The 14754-nt window shown below is 63.4% G+C and carries 11 protein-coding genes; 5 read left to right on the forward strand and 6 right to left on the reverse strand.

What is annotated here, in order from left to right:
• Window positions 1–51: 51 nt before the first annotated feature.
• Genes KUW18_RS10565 through KUW18_RS10585 form a run of 5 tightly spaced genes read left to right on the forward strand, consistent with a single transcriptional unit; the run spans window position 52 to window position 7794 of the window.
• Window positions 52–1413, forward strand: a complete 1362-nt coding sequence (locus KUW18_RS10565; protein WP_222561377.1) for a TolC family protein — start codon at window positions 52–54, stop codon at window positions 1411–1413.
• Window positions 1410–2636, forward strand: coding sequence for an efflux RND transporter periplasmic adaptor subunit (locus KUW18_RS10570; RefSeq protein ID WP_222561378.1), 1227 nt, complete (start codon window positions 1410–1412; stop codon window positions 2634–2636). The genes KUW18_RS10565 and KUW18_RS10570 overlap by 4 nt, the downstream gene beginning before the upstream one ends.
• Window positions 2629–5781, forward strand: a complete 3153-nt coding sequence (locus KUW18_RS10575; RefSeq protein ID WP_222561379.1) for an efflux RND transporter permease subunit — start codon at window positions 2629–2631, stop codon at window positions 5779–5781. The genes KUW18_RS10570 and KUW18_RS10575 overlap by 8 nt, the downstream gene beginning before the upstream one ends.
• Window positions 5775–6467, forward strand: coding sequence for a response regulator transcription factor (locus tag KUW18_RS10580; protein ID WP_222561380.1), 693 nt, complete (start codon window positions 5775–5777; stop codon window positions 6465–6467). The genes KUW18_RS10575 and KUW18_RS10580 overlap by 7 nt, the downstream gene beginning before the upstream one ends.
• Window positions 6445–7794, forward strand: a complete 1350-nt coding sequence (locus KUW18_RS10585) for a sensor histidine kinase (protein ID WP_222561381.1) — start codon at window positions 6445–6447, stop codon at window positions 7792–7794. The genes KUW18_RS10580 and KUW18_RS10585 overlap by 23 nt, the downstream gene beginning before the upstream one ends.
• Window positions 7795–7859: 65 nt before the next feature.
• Here the strand turns inward: KUW18_RS10585 and urtE are convergent, their stop codons facing one another.
• From urtE to KUW18_RS10615, 6 genes are all read right to left on the reverse strand, one after another.
• Window positions 7860–8558, reverse strand: a complete 699-nt coding sequence (urtE, locus tag KUW18_RS10590) for an urea ABC transporter ATP-binding subunit UrtE (RefSeq protein ID WP_206944661.1) — start codon at window positions 8556–8558, stop codon at window positions 7860–7862.
• A gap of 139 nt (window positions 8559–8697) precedes the next feature.
• Entirely contained in the window at window positions 8698–9531 is an 834-nt protein-coding gene (gene urtD / locus KUW18_RS10595) for an urea ABC transporter ATP-binding protein UrtD (RefSeq protein WP_222163360.1), read from the reverse strand.
• Window positions 9528–10667 carry an urea ABC transporter permease subunit UrtC gene (gene urtC, locus KUW18_RS10600; protein WP_222163361.1) on the reverse strand — a complete coding sequence of 380 codons (1140 nt, stop codon included), beginning with the start codon at window positions 10665–10667 and terminating at the stop codon, window positions 9528–9530. Before urtC ends, urtD begins: the two co-directional genes overlap by 4 nt.
• A gap of 2 nt (window positions 10668–10669) precedes the next feature.
• Complete coding sequence (urtB, locus tag KUW18_RS10605; RefSeq protein WP_222561382.1) at window positions 10670–12313, reverse strand: urea ABC transporter permease subunit UrtB; 1644 nt, start codon at window positions 12311–12313, stop codon at window positions 10670–10672.
• Between the two features lie 105 nt (window positions 12314–12418).
• On the reverse strand, window positions 12419–13669 hold the full coding sequence (gene urtA / locus KUW18_RS10610; protein ID WP_224852092.1) for an urea ABC transporter substrate-binding protein: 1251 nt from the start codon (window positions 13667–13669) through the stop codon (window positions 12419–12421).
• 351 nt (window positions 13670–14020) lie between these two features.
• Window positions 14021–14656, reverse strand: a complete 636-nt coding sequence (locus KUW18_RS10615) for a 4'-phosphopantetheinyl transferase (RefSeq protein WP_222561383.1) — start codon at window positions 14654–14656, stop codon at window positions 14021–14023.
• Window positions 14657–14754: the final 98 nt, after the last annotated feature.

Raw genomic sequence — 14754 nt, forward strand, 5'->3', positions numbered from 1 at the left:
CCCCCACTTGGCTATGCTGCGCGCCTTCGAGAACCCAGGAGATCCATTATCATGGTTCGGGCCCCTTTCCCTGGCTTGCTGGCGGGCGTCCTGCTGTTGACGCTGGCTGGCTGCTCCATGATCGACGAGCCAACCTCCTACCCTGACAGGACCGACGCCTTGATCACCCAGGTGCCGGACTGGTCGGCAGCTGTCGGCGGTAGCGACGTCGGCTCACTCAACGAGCTGATCGCGTCCGATGCGCTCGATCAGCTCGTTGAAAGGGCGCTGCAGGCCAACCCCGGCCTGCAACAGACCCTGTTGACGCTGCGTATCCGCCAGACACAGCTGCGCCAGACCGGTGCTGACCGCCTGCCCGCGGTCGAAGCCGGCTTCAGCGCCAGTGACAGCGAGGACAGTGCCAGCACCTACAGCGGCTCGGTCACGGTCAGTTGGGAAGCCGATCTGTGGCAGAAGATTGCCGATCGCACCGCCGCCGCCGATCAGGACGTCGCACAACAGGCGGCCCTGTATCAGGCCGCCCGGGACACCTTGGCGGCCGACGTGATGACCAGCTGGCTTGCGCTGATCGCTCAGCGTCATGCCATCACCATCCAGCAGCAGCGCCTGGCCACCCTTGAAAGCAACGAGTCCCTGATCCTTGAGCGCTATCGCAGCGGGCTCGGCAACCTCGAGGACCTGGACAGCGCGCGAAGCTCCACGGCCAGTGCCCGTGCCAGCCTGGTGGAGTATCAAGAGAGCCTGGCGCAGCAGCAGCGTGCACTGCAGACCCTGCTGGGCGAGATTCCCGATAGCGGCGAGGCGGTGGCCGACGACTATCCCGCGGTACTGACACCGCTGGCAGAGCTGCCAAGCCAGTCGCTGCGTCGCCGACCGGACCTGATCGCGGCCTACCACGCCATCCAGGCGGCCGACTATCGCACCCACGCCGCCTACAAGGACCTGCTGCCAAGCATCAGCCTGCAGGCCGCCATCGAGGACGTGGCCGACTCGCCATCCCAGGCGCTGCTGACCGATCCGGTGTGGTCACTGCTGGGTCAACTGACGGCTCCGCTGTTCCAGGGAGGCGAGCTTCGCGCAGCCGCCGACGAAGCCGAACTGGAGACCGCTCAGGCCTACCAGGCGTACCGCGAGACCCTGCTCGAGGCGGTTGGCGAGGTGGAAGATGCCCTCGGGCTCGAGCGCTCTCTCGCCCTGCAACAGCAGCACATCGCCAATGCCCTGGACCGCCAGCAATCTACCCTGGCCCAGTACCAGTCGAGCTACCGCTCGGGGCTGGTCGACATCCTCGACCTGCTTTCGGTGCAACAACAGACCTACGACCTCGAGGCGCAACTCGATGACCTCAACTATCAGCGCCTGGCCAATCGCATCGACCTCGGCCTGGCACTCGGACTGGGAGTGACCCCATGACACGTCGCTGGAGCAAAGCGCTGCCCCTGAGTCTGGCCCTCGCGGTACTGGCGGCGGTGGTGGTTCATGTCGTCACACCAGGTCAGGCACGAGGCCAGCACTCGCCACCCAGGCCTGGTGGCCAGCCGGAGGCCGATTCAGACCAGGTGCAGGCGCGTCAGTCAGACCGCCAGCAGGCCCCCCAGCGCACCGAGGTAACGGTGGTCACCGCAGAGACCGCGGCCCACGCTGCCCGCATCAACGCCTACGGAGAAGCCAGCGCGCATTTCGAGCTGACCCTGAGCGCCGAGGTGTCCGGGCGCGTCGACGGCCTTGCCGACAACTTCGAGGGAGGTCTTCGTATCGGTAAAGGCGAACTGCTGGCCACCCTGGAGGACAGTGGTTACCAGGAGGCCCTGGCCGTCGCCCAATCGACGTTAGCCACTGCCGAGGTGAGCCTGCTGGAGGAACAACGCCAGGGAGAACAGTCCAGAATCGAGTGGCGCTCGTCGGGGCTCTCGGGCGAGCCCGACTCGCCGCTGGTACTTCGCGCCCCCCAGCTCGCCGCTGCGCAGGCGGCGGTCGATGAGGCCAAGGCGTCGCTGGCCGCCGCTCGCCAGGACCTCGACCAGACCCGCATCACAGCCCCCTTCGATGCCCTGATCACCGATCGCCACATCGCCCCGGGCAGTTTCGTGCAGTCTGGCACCGAGATCGCCACCCTGGTCAGCACCGACCGCATCGAGATCACCGTGAGTCTGTCCGCCGCGGAATGGGCGCAACTGCCGGACTCGGCCACGCTTGCCGGGGGTGACTGGCCCGTCACGCTGACCGATATCGAGAGCGGAGAGCAATGGACCGGACAGGTCATCCGGGCGCATCAGCATCTGGACGCCACCAGCCGCCAGCGCTCGCTGGTGATCGGGGTTCAGGCCCCGTTCGACCAGCCCCCCGCCCTGCTGCCCGGCACTTTCCTCGAGGCGAGCCTCAGCGGACGTACGCTCGATGGGTTGTGGCAGCTCCCCGCCACCGCCCTCGGCCAGTCCGGGCAGCTCTGGTACGTCACCGACGATGACGCTCTGGCCAGCGTCTCGACCGAGGCCGTCTTCAGCGACGGTGCCACGATATACGTAAGACCGCCCGAGGCGATCGCTGATCAGCCAACCCGGGTGGTCGTGCAACCCCTGAGCAGCTACGTCCAGGGCATGCTGGTGACCACCGTGGAGGCCCGTCAGGATGTCTGACACGAGCCATCGCCAAGGCGTGATCGCTTGGTTTGCCCGCAACCCGGTCGCTGCCAATCTCTTGATGTTGCTAGTGATCGCGCTGGGCGTCAGCGCCCTTGGCACCCTCCAGAAGGAGGCCTTCCCGAGCACCGAACCCGACAGCCTGAGCCTCTCGGTCAGCTACGACAGTGGCTCGGCAAGGCAGTCAGAAGAAGGACTCGCGATAAAGATCGAGGATGCGCTGGAAGGAGTCATCGGTATCGATTCGATCGTCAGCACCTCCACCACCAGTGGCACCACCGTGACCGTGGAGAAGACCTCCGACTACGACCTGGATACCCTGCTCAGAGACGTCAAGACCCAGGTGGACGCCATCTCCAACTTTCCGGCCGACGCTGACAATCCGGTCATCAGCAAGGCTGAGCGCGAGGAGCACTCGCTGTGGATTCAGCTCTACGGCGACGCTGACCGCGCCACCCTGCAACAATTGGCCGACGACCTCAAGGCAGACCTGCTGGCCCACCAGGACGTCAGTCGTGTCTCGATCAGTGGCTGGCTCGATCCAATGATGGCCATCGAGATCGACGAGGCTCGCCTGGAAGCCTACGGCCTTTCGCTCAGCGACGTGGAGGAAGCGGTCAATGCGAGCTCGACCAGCACCTCCAGCGCCGTATTGCGCAATGCCGATCTCTACCTGCAGCTCAAGGCGTCGCGCCAGGCGTACCTCAAGGATGAGTTCGCCGCCATTCCACTGATCACCACCACCCAGGGCGATCAGATCCGCCTCGGTGATGTGGCCAGGATCCGCGACACCTTCGACGACACCACCTCCAGCCTGTCGCGCTTTGATGGCGAGGACAGCATCGCGTTACAGATCGTCACCACCGGCACCGATGACATTTCAGACTCGGTCATTGGCGCCCGCGAAGTGATTCAGCAGTGGCGTGACGATGGGCTTTTGCCCCAGAACGTGCAGCTGGCCACCTGGTACGATCGCAGCACCTCGATCAACGAACGCCTGGCGCTGCTGATCGACAATGCGCTGTACGGCATTCTGCTGGTGTTTACCCTGCTGGCGCTGTTTCTCAACCTGAGGGTCGCGCTGTGGGTGGCCATGGGCCTCCCCTTTGTGTTCTGCGGTACGCTCTACTTCATGGGCGAGCCCCTGCTTGGGCTTACCCTCAACGAATTCACCACCTTTGGCTTCATCATGGCGCTGGGCATCGTGGTCGACGATGCCGTGGTCGTAGGCGAAAGCGTCTACGCCGAGCGCCGCGCCCATGGTGACACCCTGGACAACACCATTCGTGGCACCCTGCGCGTCGCGGTGCCCACCCTGTTTGGCGTGTTTACCACGGTGGTGGCCTTCTTTGCGCTCTCGCAGATAGAGGGCAGACTGGGCAAGCTCTACGCCCAATTCGCCGCCGTGGTCGGCCTGTGTCTGGTGCTGTCGATCATCGAGTCGAAGCTGATTCTGCCGGCCCACCTGGCGCACCTGAATACCCGCTCCTCGACTTCCCGTCATTGTCTTGGCCGGCTGTGGGGGCGGCTACAGGACGCCGCCTCTGGCGCGATGGAACGCTTCACCCAGGCCGTCTATCGTCCGCTGGTCAAGCTCGCTCTGGTGCATCGAGCAAGCGTCACAGTGCTGTTCACGGCGCTGTTGATCCTGGTCCTGGCCATGCCGTTCAACGGCAGCATTCGCATGAGTTTCTTCCCCGATATTGCAGGCGATACGGCGCGCGCCAACATCACGCTGGAAAACGATGCGAGTTACGGCTTGACCCACCGGGCGCTGGACCGCCTGCAGGACAGTGCCATCGAGGCCGACGCCACGCTGCGCCAGGGCAAAGGCGTCAGCGCCATCGAGCACCTGCAGATCACCTCGAGTGATGACCAGTCAGGGACTGTCACGGTCAAGCTTGCCGATGATTCGCCCTACGACCTCGACCAGTTCGCACACCAGTGGACGGCCCTTGCCGGGCTCCCGGAAGGCACCCGCACGCTGAGTGTTCAGAGCCGGCGCAGTGACTTCTCTGCGCTTCGCGTCGAGCTTCGCGCCAGCGACGATACCCTGCTGAGCGCGGCCGGCGACGAGTTCCGCGCGCGTCTTGAAGCCATCGATGCCGTCAGCGGCCTGGAAGACAATCTCCGCCCGGGCCAACCTCAGCTTCAGCTCGACCTCACCGCCCAGGGGCGCGCGCTTGGCATGACCACCGACGAGCTGGCAGAACAGGTCATGCAGGGCTTCAATGGTCAGGTGGTGCAGCGCTATCAGCGCGGCAAAGACGAGATAGAGGTGAAGGTGCGCTTTCCCGAGAGCGAGCGCCAGTCGCTGGTCGACGTGCTGTCGTCGCGGGTACGTGCACCGGATGGTACCGTGCTGCCGCTGTCCAGCGTCGCTACAGCGAGTCTCGGCTACACCCGCGACACCATCACCCGGATCGATAACCAGCGGGCCATCTATATTTCCGGCGACGTGGACAAGGAGCTGATCTCGGCCAGCGAACTGGTGACCCTGCTCGAACAGGAGGTCGTCCCGGATATCCGCAGCGCCTACCCCGGCGTCGACATCCACTTCGCTGGCGAGGCCGAGCAGCAGCAGGAAACCCAGTCCTCGATGGTCACGGTCTTCGCCTTCGCCATACTGCTGATCTACATGCTGCTGGCGGTCCCCCTGAAATCCTACGTTCAGCCTCTGCTGATCATGACCGCGATCCCCTTCGGCGTGGTCGGGGCGCTGCTCGGTCACTGGCTCAATGACCTGTCCCTCGGGATCCTGTCCCTCAATGGCATCATTGCCCTGTCCGGCGTGGTGGTAAACGACAGCCTTTTGCTGGTGTCCCGTTTCAACGAGCTGCGAGACGAAGGCCTGGCCATCCCGGACGCCATCGTCGCCTCCGCCACCAGTCGCATGCGTGCCGTCGTGCTGACCTCGGCCACCACCTTTGCCGGGCTCTATCCCCTGCTGGGAGAAACGTCCCATCAGGCCCAGTTTCTGATTCCGGCCGCAGTGTCGCTGGCATACGGTATCCTGTTCGCCACCCTGATCACGCTAATCCTGATACCGGTGCTGCTGAGCCTGCAGACCAGCCTCGAGCAATGGCTCACACGCTGGAGGCGACGCACGCCCGGTGAAGACGAGGCCGAAACTCCATGCTGAACGTGCTGCTGGTGGAAGATGACCTGGATCTGGCCATGACCATCGTGCAATACCTGGAGATCCAGCAGATCCGGTGCGATCACGCCAGCAATGGCCAGCGCGGGCTCACGCTCATCCGCGACAATCGCTATGACGTCATCCTGCTGGATCTCAATCTGCCGCGACTGGATGGCCTGAACGTCTGCCGCGAGGTTCGCCACGCGGGCGATGACACCAGCATCCTGATGTTGACCGCCCGCGACCGCCTCGACGACAAGGTCGATGGCTTCGAGGCGGGCGCCGATGACTACCTGGTCAAGCCGTTCGAACTGAAGGAGTTGGCGCTGCGCATTCGCGCCCTGGGCCAGCGACGCAGCGGGCAGATCAAGCGGCTGCACTACGCTGGCCTGGTGATGGATCTGGTCTCCCTGACGGTGCTTAGAGACGGTCAGCCGCTGCACCTGTCACCTACCGGCTGGCGACTGCTGGAACCCCTGCTGCGCGCATCACCCGGGGTCGTCAGCCGCGGCGCTCTGGAGGAGGCGGTGTGGGGCGAGGAACCTCCCGACAGCAATAGCCTCAAGGTACATATGCACCATCTGCGCAAGGCCGTGGATCGAGACTTCGATCCGCCGCTGATACACACGATCCCCGGACGCGGGTTCGCCTTGAGGGAGGCACGGGATGATCCGTCAGATACGCCTTAAGCGACAGCTCGCGGCGATCCTGCTCACCTTGGGTGCGCTGCTGGTGGGAGGCTACTCGCTGCTGGCGGCCCACTACTTCAAGCTGGGGATGGACAGCACCATGGTGGGGGCCATGGAACAGGCGGTGCATCAGCACATTCGCCAGCGGGCCAAAGGCACGGCAGAACCCGACCTGGGCGCCTTCACCGTCACCTCGACCTGGCAGCAACAGCCCAGGCAGATCCGCAGCTTGTTGCCACAGCCGCCGCAGCAGGAGACGCGCCTGGTCACGTCGCGTGAGACGAAGCCGAATGGTCGCCGCGGCAGGCTGGTCTTCGCCATGCGCTTTCCCACCGACGAGGGGACGCTGTTTGTCAGCCACACTCTGACACGCCAGCAGATGTCGAGCCTGGTACATCGCACCATCCGTGACAACCTCACGAGCCTTCTGCTTATCAGCCTCAGTACCGCCGTCGCCCTGGCACTGGCGATCTGGCTACTGCTGCGTCAGCTAAGCAAGCCGGTGGCGCGCCTCGGGCGATGGGCGCGTGATCTGGAAAGCGCCAACCTGCAGGACCCTCTGCCGGACTTTCGCTACCCCGAGCTGAACGAACTGGCCTCGCTGGTACGCGACAGCCTGTCCTCCCAGCAAGACAGTCTCGAACGGGAACATCGCTTCCTGCGCCACTCAAGCCATGAATTGCGCACGCCGATCAGTGTGATGCGAAGCGGCATCGAACTGATCCGCTCGCTACCGCCGGAGCAGGCGCCTGCGGCCCGATCCGTGCTGGCATCGATCATCGATCGCCTGGATCGCGCCAGCCTGAACATGAAGCATCTGACGGAAACCCTCCTGTGGCTAAGCCGCGACGAGCCCATCGATCTGCCCACCCGTCCCATCGCACTGGATCAGCTGGTACAGGACATCGTCGAAGAACACCGCTACCTGCTGCGCGACAAGGACGTCGCCCTCAGCGTGACCACAAGCCCGGCCACCTTGGAACAGTCCGAGGTGGCGCTACGCATGGTCCTTGGCAATCTCATCCGCAACGCCTTCCAGCACACCTGGGCGGGTGACGTCACCCTGCGTCAGCAGGGCAAGACGGTCTTTATCGACAACCTGCAGCGCGCCGACGGGCAGGAAGACGGAAGCGGTGACAGCCAAGATGCCGACCACGATGCCCCCGCAGGACACCCAGACACTGTCGACGACCTGGGCTTTGGCCTTGGCCTGGAGCTGACAGCTCAGCTCACCGAGCGGCTCGGCTGGCACTATCACAACCAGCCGGTGCCAGGGGGACACTACGTCCAGCTCACCCTGGTTGATGCCGCCGAGCCCCACGGCTAAAGGCTCCCGTTTCACTCGAGCCCGAGCAAGGCTGTTGGTGCGAGCTGTCGACCGCCACTTTCGCCCTAGACGGTCAGGTAGCGCTTCACCACGTCATCACTCAATGCTGCTATGTCGCCCTCCGCCACGCGCCGGCCACGATCAAGGATGGCAAAACGATCTGCAAAACGGCGAGCAAAGGGGAGCTTCTGCTCCACCAGCAGTACGGTCAGCCCATCATCGGCGATCAGACGGCGAATGACCTCGCCAATCTGGGCGACGATGTTCGGCTGGATGCCCTCCCCCGGCTCATCGAGGATCAGTAGCTTGGGCTCGAGTACCAACGCACGCCCGATGGCCAGCTGCTGCTGCTGGCCGCCCGAAAGATCCCCGCCACGACGCTGGCGCATTTCCTTGAGCACGGGAAACAGCTCGTAGATGCGCTCGGGTACCTGGCGCAAGCCATCCCCGCGCGCTGCCAGACCGGTACGCAGGTTCTCTTCCACCGTCAGCAGTGGAAAAATCTGCCGTCCCTGAGGCACGTAACCGATGCCAAGGCGCGAGCGATCTTCCAGCCGACGGCGCTCCAGAGCCACGCCATCCGCGTATTCCAGCGCTCCTCCACGGATCGGCACTTCGCCCATGATGGCTTTCATCAACGTCGTCTTGCCGACACCATTGCGCCCCAGCACGCAGGTGCAGGCCGCTTTGGGCACCTGCAGATCCAGGTCCCACAGCGTATGGCTTTCGCCATAGAACTGGTTGAGCCCACGAATGTTCAGCATTGGCGGGCCCTCCGATACGCCAGCGCAGCGAGCCAGCGCGGATATCGCCGTCTTTTCATGCGGGGTCCCGTGACGCGATCCCATGCGACGACATAGGCACTTCTTACACCGGGATCCAGTGGAAAGCGTTCCAGTCCCATCATGCAGCCTCCTCATCGCCACCCAGATAGACCTCGACCACCCTGGGGTCGCTGGCCACCTTGTCCATGCTGCCTTCCGCCAGCACGGAGCCTTGATGCAGCACCGTGACGGTGCGCGCGATGGACCTGACGAAGCCCATATCGTGCTCAACCACCACCACGGAATGCTTGCCGGCAAGTCCCTTCAAAAGCTCGGCCGTGCGCTCCATTTCCTGTTCGGTCATACCGGCAACGGGTTCGTCCACCAGCAGCAACCGCGGGCGCTGCATCAACAACATGCCGATCTCGAGCCACTGCTTCTGACCATGGGACAGGATGCCTGCCTGGCGACGGCTCAAGGCTGACAGGCCGACGGTTTCCATGACCTCTTCGATACGATTGCGCAGGTCGGCATTCAGTCGAGCGACCAGGGTGGGCCACAGACTCTTGTCGGTGGCCATGGCAAGCTCCAGGTTCTCGAACACGCTGAGCGCCTCGAACACCGTGGGTTTCTGGAATTTCCTTCCAATACCCAGGCGTGCGATCTCCGGCTCGTTCTTGGTCAGCAGGTTATGACGGCTGCCAAACCACACGCTGCCCGTATCAGGGCGGGTCTTGCCGGTGATGATGTCCATCATGGTGGTCTTGCCGGCACCGTTGGGCCCGATGATGCAGCGCAGCTCACCGTCGTCGATGGTCAGGTTGAGCCCATTGATGGCCTTGAACCCATCAAAACTGACGGAGACATCCTCCAGATAGAGGATGGGGCCATGGCGTACATCGACCGGGGACGCCTGCGGCACCAGAAAGTCGAAGACACGATCGCGATCGGCCAGACCATGGAGAAAACTCATGGGGTCGCCTCCTGTTTTACCGCCATGTTGTTAGGTGCATCATCGTGCTGACGGCGACGAGACAATAGCCCGGCGATACCCTGAGGCAGCAGCACGGTGACCAGCACGAACAGCGCCCCCAGGGCAAACAGCCAGGCCTCGGGCATGATCCCGGTGAACACGCTCTTGGCGTAGTTCACCGCCAGCGCACCGATCACCGCGCCATACAGGGTGGCACGGCCACCCAGCGCCACCCACACCACGATCTCGATGGAAAACAGCGGGGAGAATTCGCTGGGATTGATGATCCCTACCTGGGGCACATACAGGGCGCCAGCGACCCCGGCCAGCATCGCCGAGACGACGAACACGAACAGCTGGTAGCGCTCTACCCGGTAGCCGAGAAAGCGAGTGCGCGACTCAGCGTCACGTACTGCCACGCAGACGCGGCCAAGCTTGCTCACGACAATGGCTCGGCACAGCAGAAACCCTATTGCCAGGGCGACGCCTGAGGCGATGAACAAGCCCAGGCGCGTGCTGTCGGCGGACAAGTCGAAGCCCAGCAGCTCCTTGAAGTCGGTCAGGCCATTGTTGCCGCCAAAGCCCATCTCGTTGCGGAAGAACGCCAGCATCAGCGCGAAGGTCAGGGCCTGGGTGATGATCGACAGGTAAACCCCGGTGACCCGTGAACGGAACGCCAGAAAGCCGAACACCAGCGCCAGCAGGCCCGGCGCCAACAGCACCATCGCAAAGGCCACGCCCGGCATGTCGAATCCCAGCCAGTACCAGGGAAGGCTATCCCAGTCGAGGAAGACCATGAAATCGGGCAGCAACGGGTCGCCATAGACGCCGCGGTCGCCGATCTGGCGCATCAGGTACATGCCCATGGCGTAGCCGCCCAGGGCGAAGAAAGCACCGTGGCCAAGGCTGAGAATGCCTAGATACCCCCAGACTAGGTCCACAGCGACCGCCAGCAAGGCATAACACAGATACTTGCCGAGCAAGGTAACGGTATAAGTAGAGACGTGAAGCGGGTGATCGGCGGGCAACAGGTTGGCCAGCACCACCAGAGCCATGGCGCTACAGAGCACCGCCAGGAAGGTCAGCGTTGAGCGCTCGCCAAAGGGGCGAGCAAGCCAGTGTCGGGATGTCATCATGCTCAGCCCTCCGCCGCGCGGCCTTTCTGCGGGAACAGTCCCCGCGGCCGCTTTTGAATGAACAGAATGATGAACACCAGCACCAGAATCTTGGCCAGCACTGCCCCGGCCCAGGGCTCAAGTACCTGATTGATCACGCCAAGCGAGAGCCCGGCGACCAGGGTGCCCCACAGGTTACCGACGCCACCGAACACCACCACCATGAACGAGTCGATGATGTAGTTCTGACCCAGGTTGGGACCCACGTTGGTCAGCTGGGACAGCGCCACGCCAGCAAGGCCTGCCACGCCGGAGCCCAACGCAAACGTCAAGATATCGACACGGGTCGCCCGAATCCCCATGGAACGCGCCATGGCACGATTCTGGGTGACAGCTCTCACCTCCAGGCCCAATCGCGTCCTGCGCATGACCAGCATCAGCGCGGCAAAGACCAGCACCGCAAACCCGAGCACGTACAGCCGGTTGAGGGTCAGCGACAGCGCATCGTTGATGATCAGCGAGCCGCTCATCCACTCCGGCGTCACCACGGTACGATTCAGGGGAGAAATCAGCGTACGTACCAGCTGCTGCAAGATCAGGCTGACACCAAAGGTGGCCAGCAGGGTTTCCAGCGGACGCCCCTTCAGAAACTGGATGACGCCCCGCTCGATCGCGACACCTACCAGTGCCGCCACCAGAAAGCCTGCCGGTATCGCCAGCAGCAGCGCCAGCCCCGGCTGCCCCGGCAACAGCTGCTGCATCGCCCAGGTGGTGTAGGCTCCCAGCATGATCAGTTCGCCGTGAGCCATGTTGATCACACCCATCACGCCGAAGGTGATCGCCAGACCAATAGCGGCCAGGACCAGGACAGAGCCCAGCGAAAGGCCAAAGTACAGCGTCTCTGCGGCGCGATTGAGCTTCAGCGACTGCTCAATGTCAGCCAGCGCTGCGGACGCCGCGTCGGCCACCATGGCGTCTTCGCTGCGGCTGGCCTGCATCAATGCCGCCCTGACCTGTCCATTCAGACTGCCGGCGAGATCCGCGACAGCGGCGCTGTCGCCCTGCTCCAGTCGGTGAATGGCAATCGCCTGGGTCAGGGCCGCCGCCACCTCCGGGTCACTCTCGTTCTGGGCAAGTTCCGACAGGGACTCCACCACCTCGGTATCGACGTCCCCCAGCAGCGCTTTCGCTGCAATCAGCCGCTGCGCGGGATCATCGACGCGCAGATCCAGCAGGGCCAGAGTGCTGTCCAGGTGGCCACGCAGACGATTGTTGATGGCGACCCGGTCAAGCTCGCGCCGCGACACCTCCCCCGCCTCTTCCATGGTGAGGGCATCTGCCACCGGCCATTGACGGCCTCGGTTGGCCAGAATCACGACGATGTCGCCGCTGTCCTTGACCTGGGCCAGCTTGCCCTCGGCGAAACTCTCGAGCCATCCGCGTGCGCGCGTGTCACCACTCGCGGCAATGGCATCGATAGCCGCCTCCTTTTCGCGAAAGTTGGCCTCAGCGAGTGCCTGCAGCAGCTCGCGACCAGCGTCTTCCTCTGGAGTTGCACTGGTGTCCTGCGCTGCGGCGTTGTCCTGTCCAAGAGCACATGGCCCAAGAGCGACCAGGCTGACCAGCAGCAGCGCCTTCAACCAGTATCGCCATGCTGTTGTGTTCATAGCGGAATTCCGTGAGCGCCCTTGTCAGATCGTCAAGGGCATCATGATGGGCGTGGTCCTGGCCGGGACGTCATGGCGCCCCGGCCGTGTTTTTGGTAGCGAATGTCACTCCGTGGCAGCAACGTCGGCGCCGCCGCCGCAGCTACCCTGCACCACGTTGTAGTTGCCGCACTCGAGCGGTGCACGCCAGTCGCTGATGAGATCGCGGGAGCCTTCCAGGTAGTCTGACCAGGCATCCCCAGCGACGGTGGAGGGCGTTTCCCACACGACCGAGAACTGGCCGTTGTCCTGGATTTCACCGATCAGCACGGGCTTGGTGATGTGGTGGTTGGGCATCATGGTGGCGTAACCACCGGTGAGGTTGGGCACCGACACCCCAATAATGGCTTCCTTGACGGCGTCCACCTCGGTGGTACCAGCCTTGCGCACCGCTTCTGTCCACATGTTGAAGCCAATATAGTGAGCTTCCATGGGGTCGTTGGTCACGGCGTTGTCGTCCCCCGTGTAGTCGTACCAGGCGTCGATAAAGTCGTAGTTGGCGTCTTCGTCGACGCTCATGAAGTAGTTCCAGGCTGCCAGGTGGCCTACCAAGGGAGCCGTATCCAGGCCGGAAAGCTCCTGCTCACCTACGGAGAAGGCGACGACTGGAATATCAGCGGCATCAACGCCCTGGTTGGCCAGCTCACGATAGAAGGGAACATTGGCGTCGCCGTTGATCGTGGAGACCACGGCGGTTTTCTTGCCCGCTCCGCCAAACTGCTTGATCTCGGAGACGATGTTCTGCCAATCCGAGTGACCGAAAGGGGTGTAGTTGACCATGATGTCCTCGTCGGCCACCCCCTGGGACTTCAGGTAGGCCTCGAGGATCTTGTTGGTGGTGCGCGGATAGACGTAGTCGGTGCCCGCCAGCACCCAGCGCTCCACGCCGACATCGTTCATCAGGTAGTCGACGGCCGGAATGGCCTGCTGGTTCGGTGCAGCGCCCGTGTAGAAGACGTTCTCGGAGGACTCTTCCCCCTCATACTGAACCGGGTAGAACAGCAGTCCATTAAGCTCTTCCACCACCGGCAGCACGGACTTGCGAGAGACCGAGGTCCAGTTGCCGAAGATCACGTCGACCTCATCCTGGGCCAACAGCTCACGCGCTTTCTCGGCAAACAGCGGCCAGTTGGATGCCGGGTCAACCACCACCGGCTCCAGCTCGCGACCCAGCAACCCCCCCGCTTCATTCTGCTGCTCGATCAGCATCAGCATGGTGTCCTTGAGCGTCGACTCGCTGATCGCCATGGTGCCGGACAGGGAATGCAGGATGCCGACCTTGATCGGGTCCTCGTCGGCAACGGCGGGAGCCGCCATCGCCACAGACAGTGCTGACAGCGCAAAGGCAGAAAGCGCCAAGGAACGGCGGGCAGGATTGAGCACAGCAGAGGCCGAAGCTAAGGACATGGGAAATTCTCCAGGGTGACGTTGTCGTTATCGGAGTCGTGGCGACAGGCCGCGGTGCGCGATCGTCGCCTCACTCTGACAAAGCAAGTTCCATGCCACTTATGTTTTCACGGGCCCCGGTGTTATCTCCCGGTTCTCTTCGGGCTGGCAAAGGCACCCTCTTGGTGCAGCCACCCTTGCCGACTTGCACCAAAAGCAGACGTTGACGTTTGCCATCCCAAAGCCTTGGCAACGTTCTTCAAGACGTTCCGCGCCATCCCGCTAAGAGCCGCCTAACGACTCACCGCCGAGCAGGCACAGGGTGATGACCTTGCCCCCTTCAATATGAAAGGCCACAGGCCACTCGATATGCTCGTGCCAAGGCGCTCTCCCGTGGGGTGGTCCAGCAGATTGCCATGCGCACGACGGACGAAAGACAAGAAGGCCAGGCAGCGCACGATGCAGACAGACCTCCGCGAAGTCCACGTAGCGCTTTACGCCCGGAAAGATGGCCTTGTAGATCGCCTCCTTTGCACTGAAAAGAAGCGTCACCGCCATAGACCTCGATAGCCACCCTGGAAGGTGCAGGAGTTCAGCACCACTCGCGACCACCTCTGCCACGCTATCGGTCTCATCAGCGTCCAGACATTGCTCCACGTCAATGCCCACCCCTGCATATAAATCAGAGGGTGCCACGGCGGATAACGCCAGATCGCTGCAGTGAGAGATGCTGCCAAGCACGCCAGGGGGCCACCGCGGAAGACGGTCAGCCCCCCTGCCCGGCACCCCGCTGTCGATGCCCAACAGACCAAGCGCATAGACCGCGCAGAGGCGCCCGGCCCGGTACTCATCGCGCCGTTTCGCCACAGCGCCCTCCAGTTCGGACGGCAGCTGCACCCTGGCCAGCGCTTGTCGCACAGGCTCTTTGCTGCACGCCCACGACGTTTGACCCGCCCCACTGCTAGCGAGCCAGAAGCCAGCGATAGCGAGCCCAGGCCGGTGCAGTGCCCTCACCT

The organism is Halomonas sp. DP5Y7-2 (genome assembly GCF_019802025.1).
Taxonomy (GTDB): Bacteria; Pseudomonadota; Gammaproteobacteria; order Pseudomonadales; family Halomonadaceae; genus Halomonas; species Halomonas litopenaei_A.

Coding starts and splice junctions, on each gene's coding strand:
- KUW18_RS10565 (WP_222561377.1), top strand. CDS start 52: ATGGTTCGGGCCCCTTTCCCTGGCTTGCTGGCGGGCGTCCTGCTGTTG.
- KUW18_RS10570 (WP_222561378.1), top strand. CDS start 1,410: ATGACACGTCGCTGGAGCAAAGCGCTGCCCCTGAGTCTGGCCCTCGCG.
- KUW18_RS10575 (WP_222561379.1), top strand. CDS start 2,629: ATGTCTGACACGAGCCATCGCCAAGGCGTGATCGCTTGGTTTGCCCGC.
- KUW18_RS10580 (WP_222561380.1), top strand. CDS start 5,775: ATGCTGAACGTGCTGCTGGTGGAAGATGACCTGGATCTGGCCATGACC.
- KUW18_RS10585 (WP_222561381.1), top strand. CDS start 6,445: ATGATCCGTCAGATACGCCTTAAGCGACAGCTCGCGGCGATCCTGCTC.
- urtE (WP_206944661.1), bottom strand. CDS start 8,558: ATGCTGAACATTCGTGGGCTCAACCAGTTCTATGGCGAAAGCCATACG.
- urtD (WP_222163360.1), bottom strand. CDS start 9,531: ATGAGTTTTCTCCATGGTCTGGCCGATCGCGATCGTGTCTTCGACTTT.
- urtC (WP_222163361.1), bottom strand. CDS start 10,667: ATGATGACATCCCGACACTGGCTTGCTCGCCCCTTTGGCGAGCGCTCA.
- urtB (WP_222561382.1), bottom strand. CDS start 12,313: ATGAACACAACAGCATGGCGATACTGGTTGAAGGCGCTGCTGCTGGTC.
- urtA (WP_224852092.1), bottom strand. CDS start 13,669: ATGGCGGCTCCCGCCGTTGCCGACGAGGACCCGATCAAGGTCGGCATC.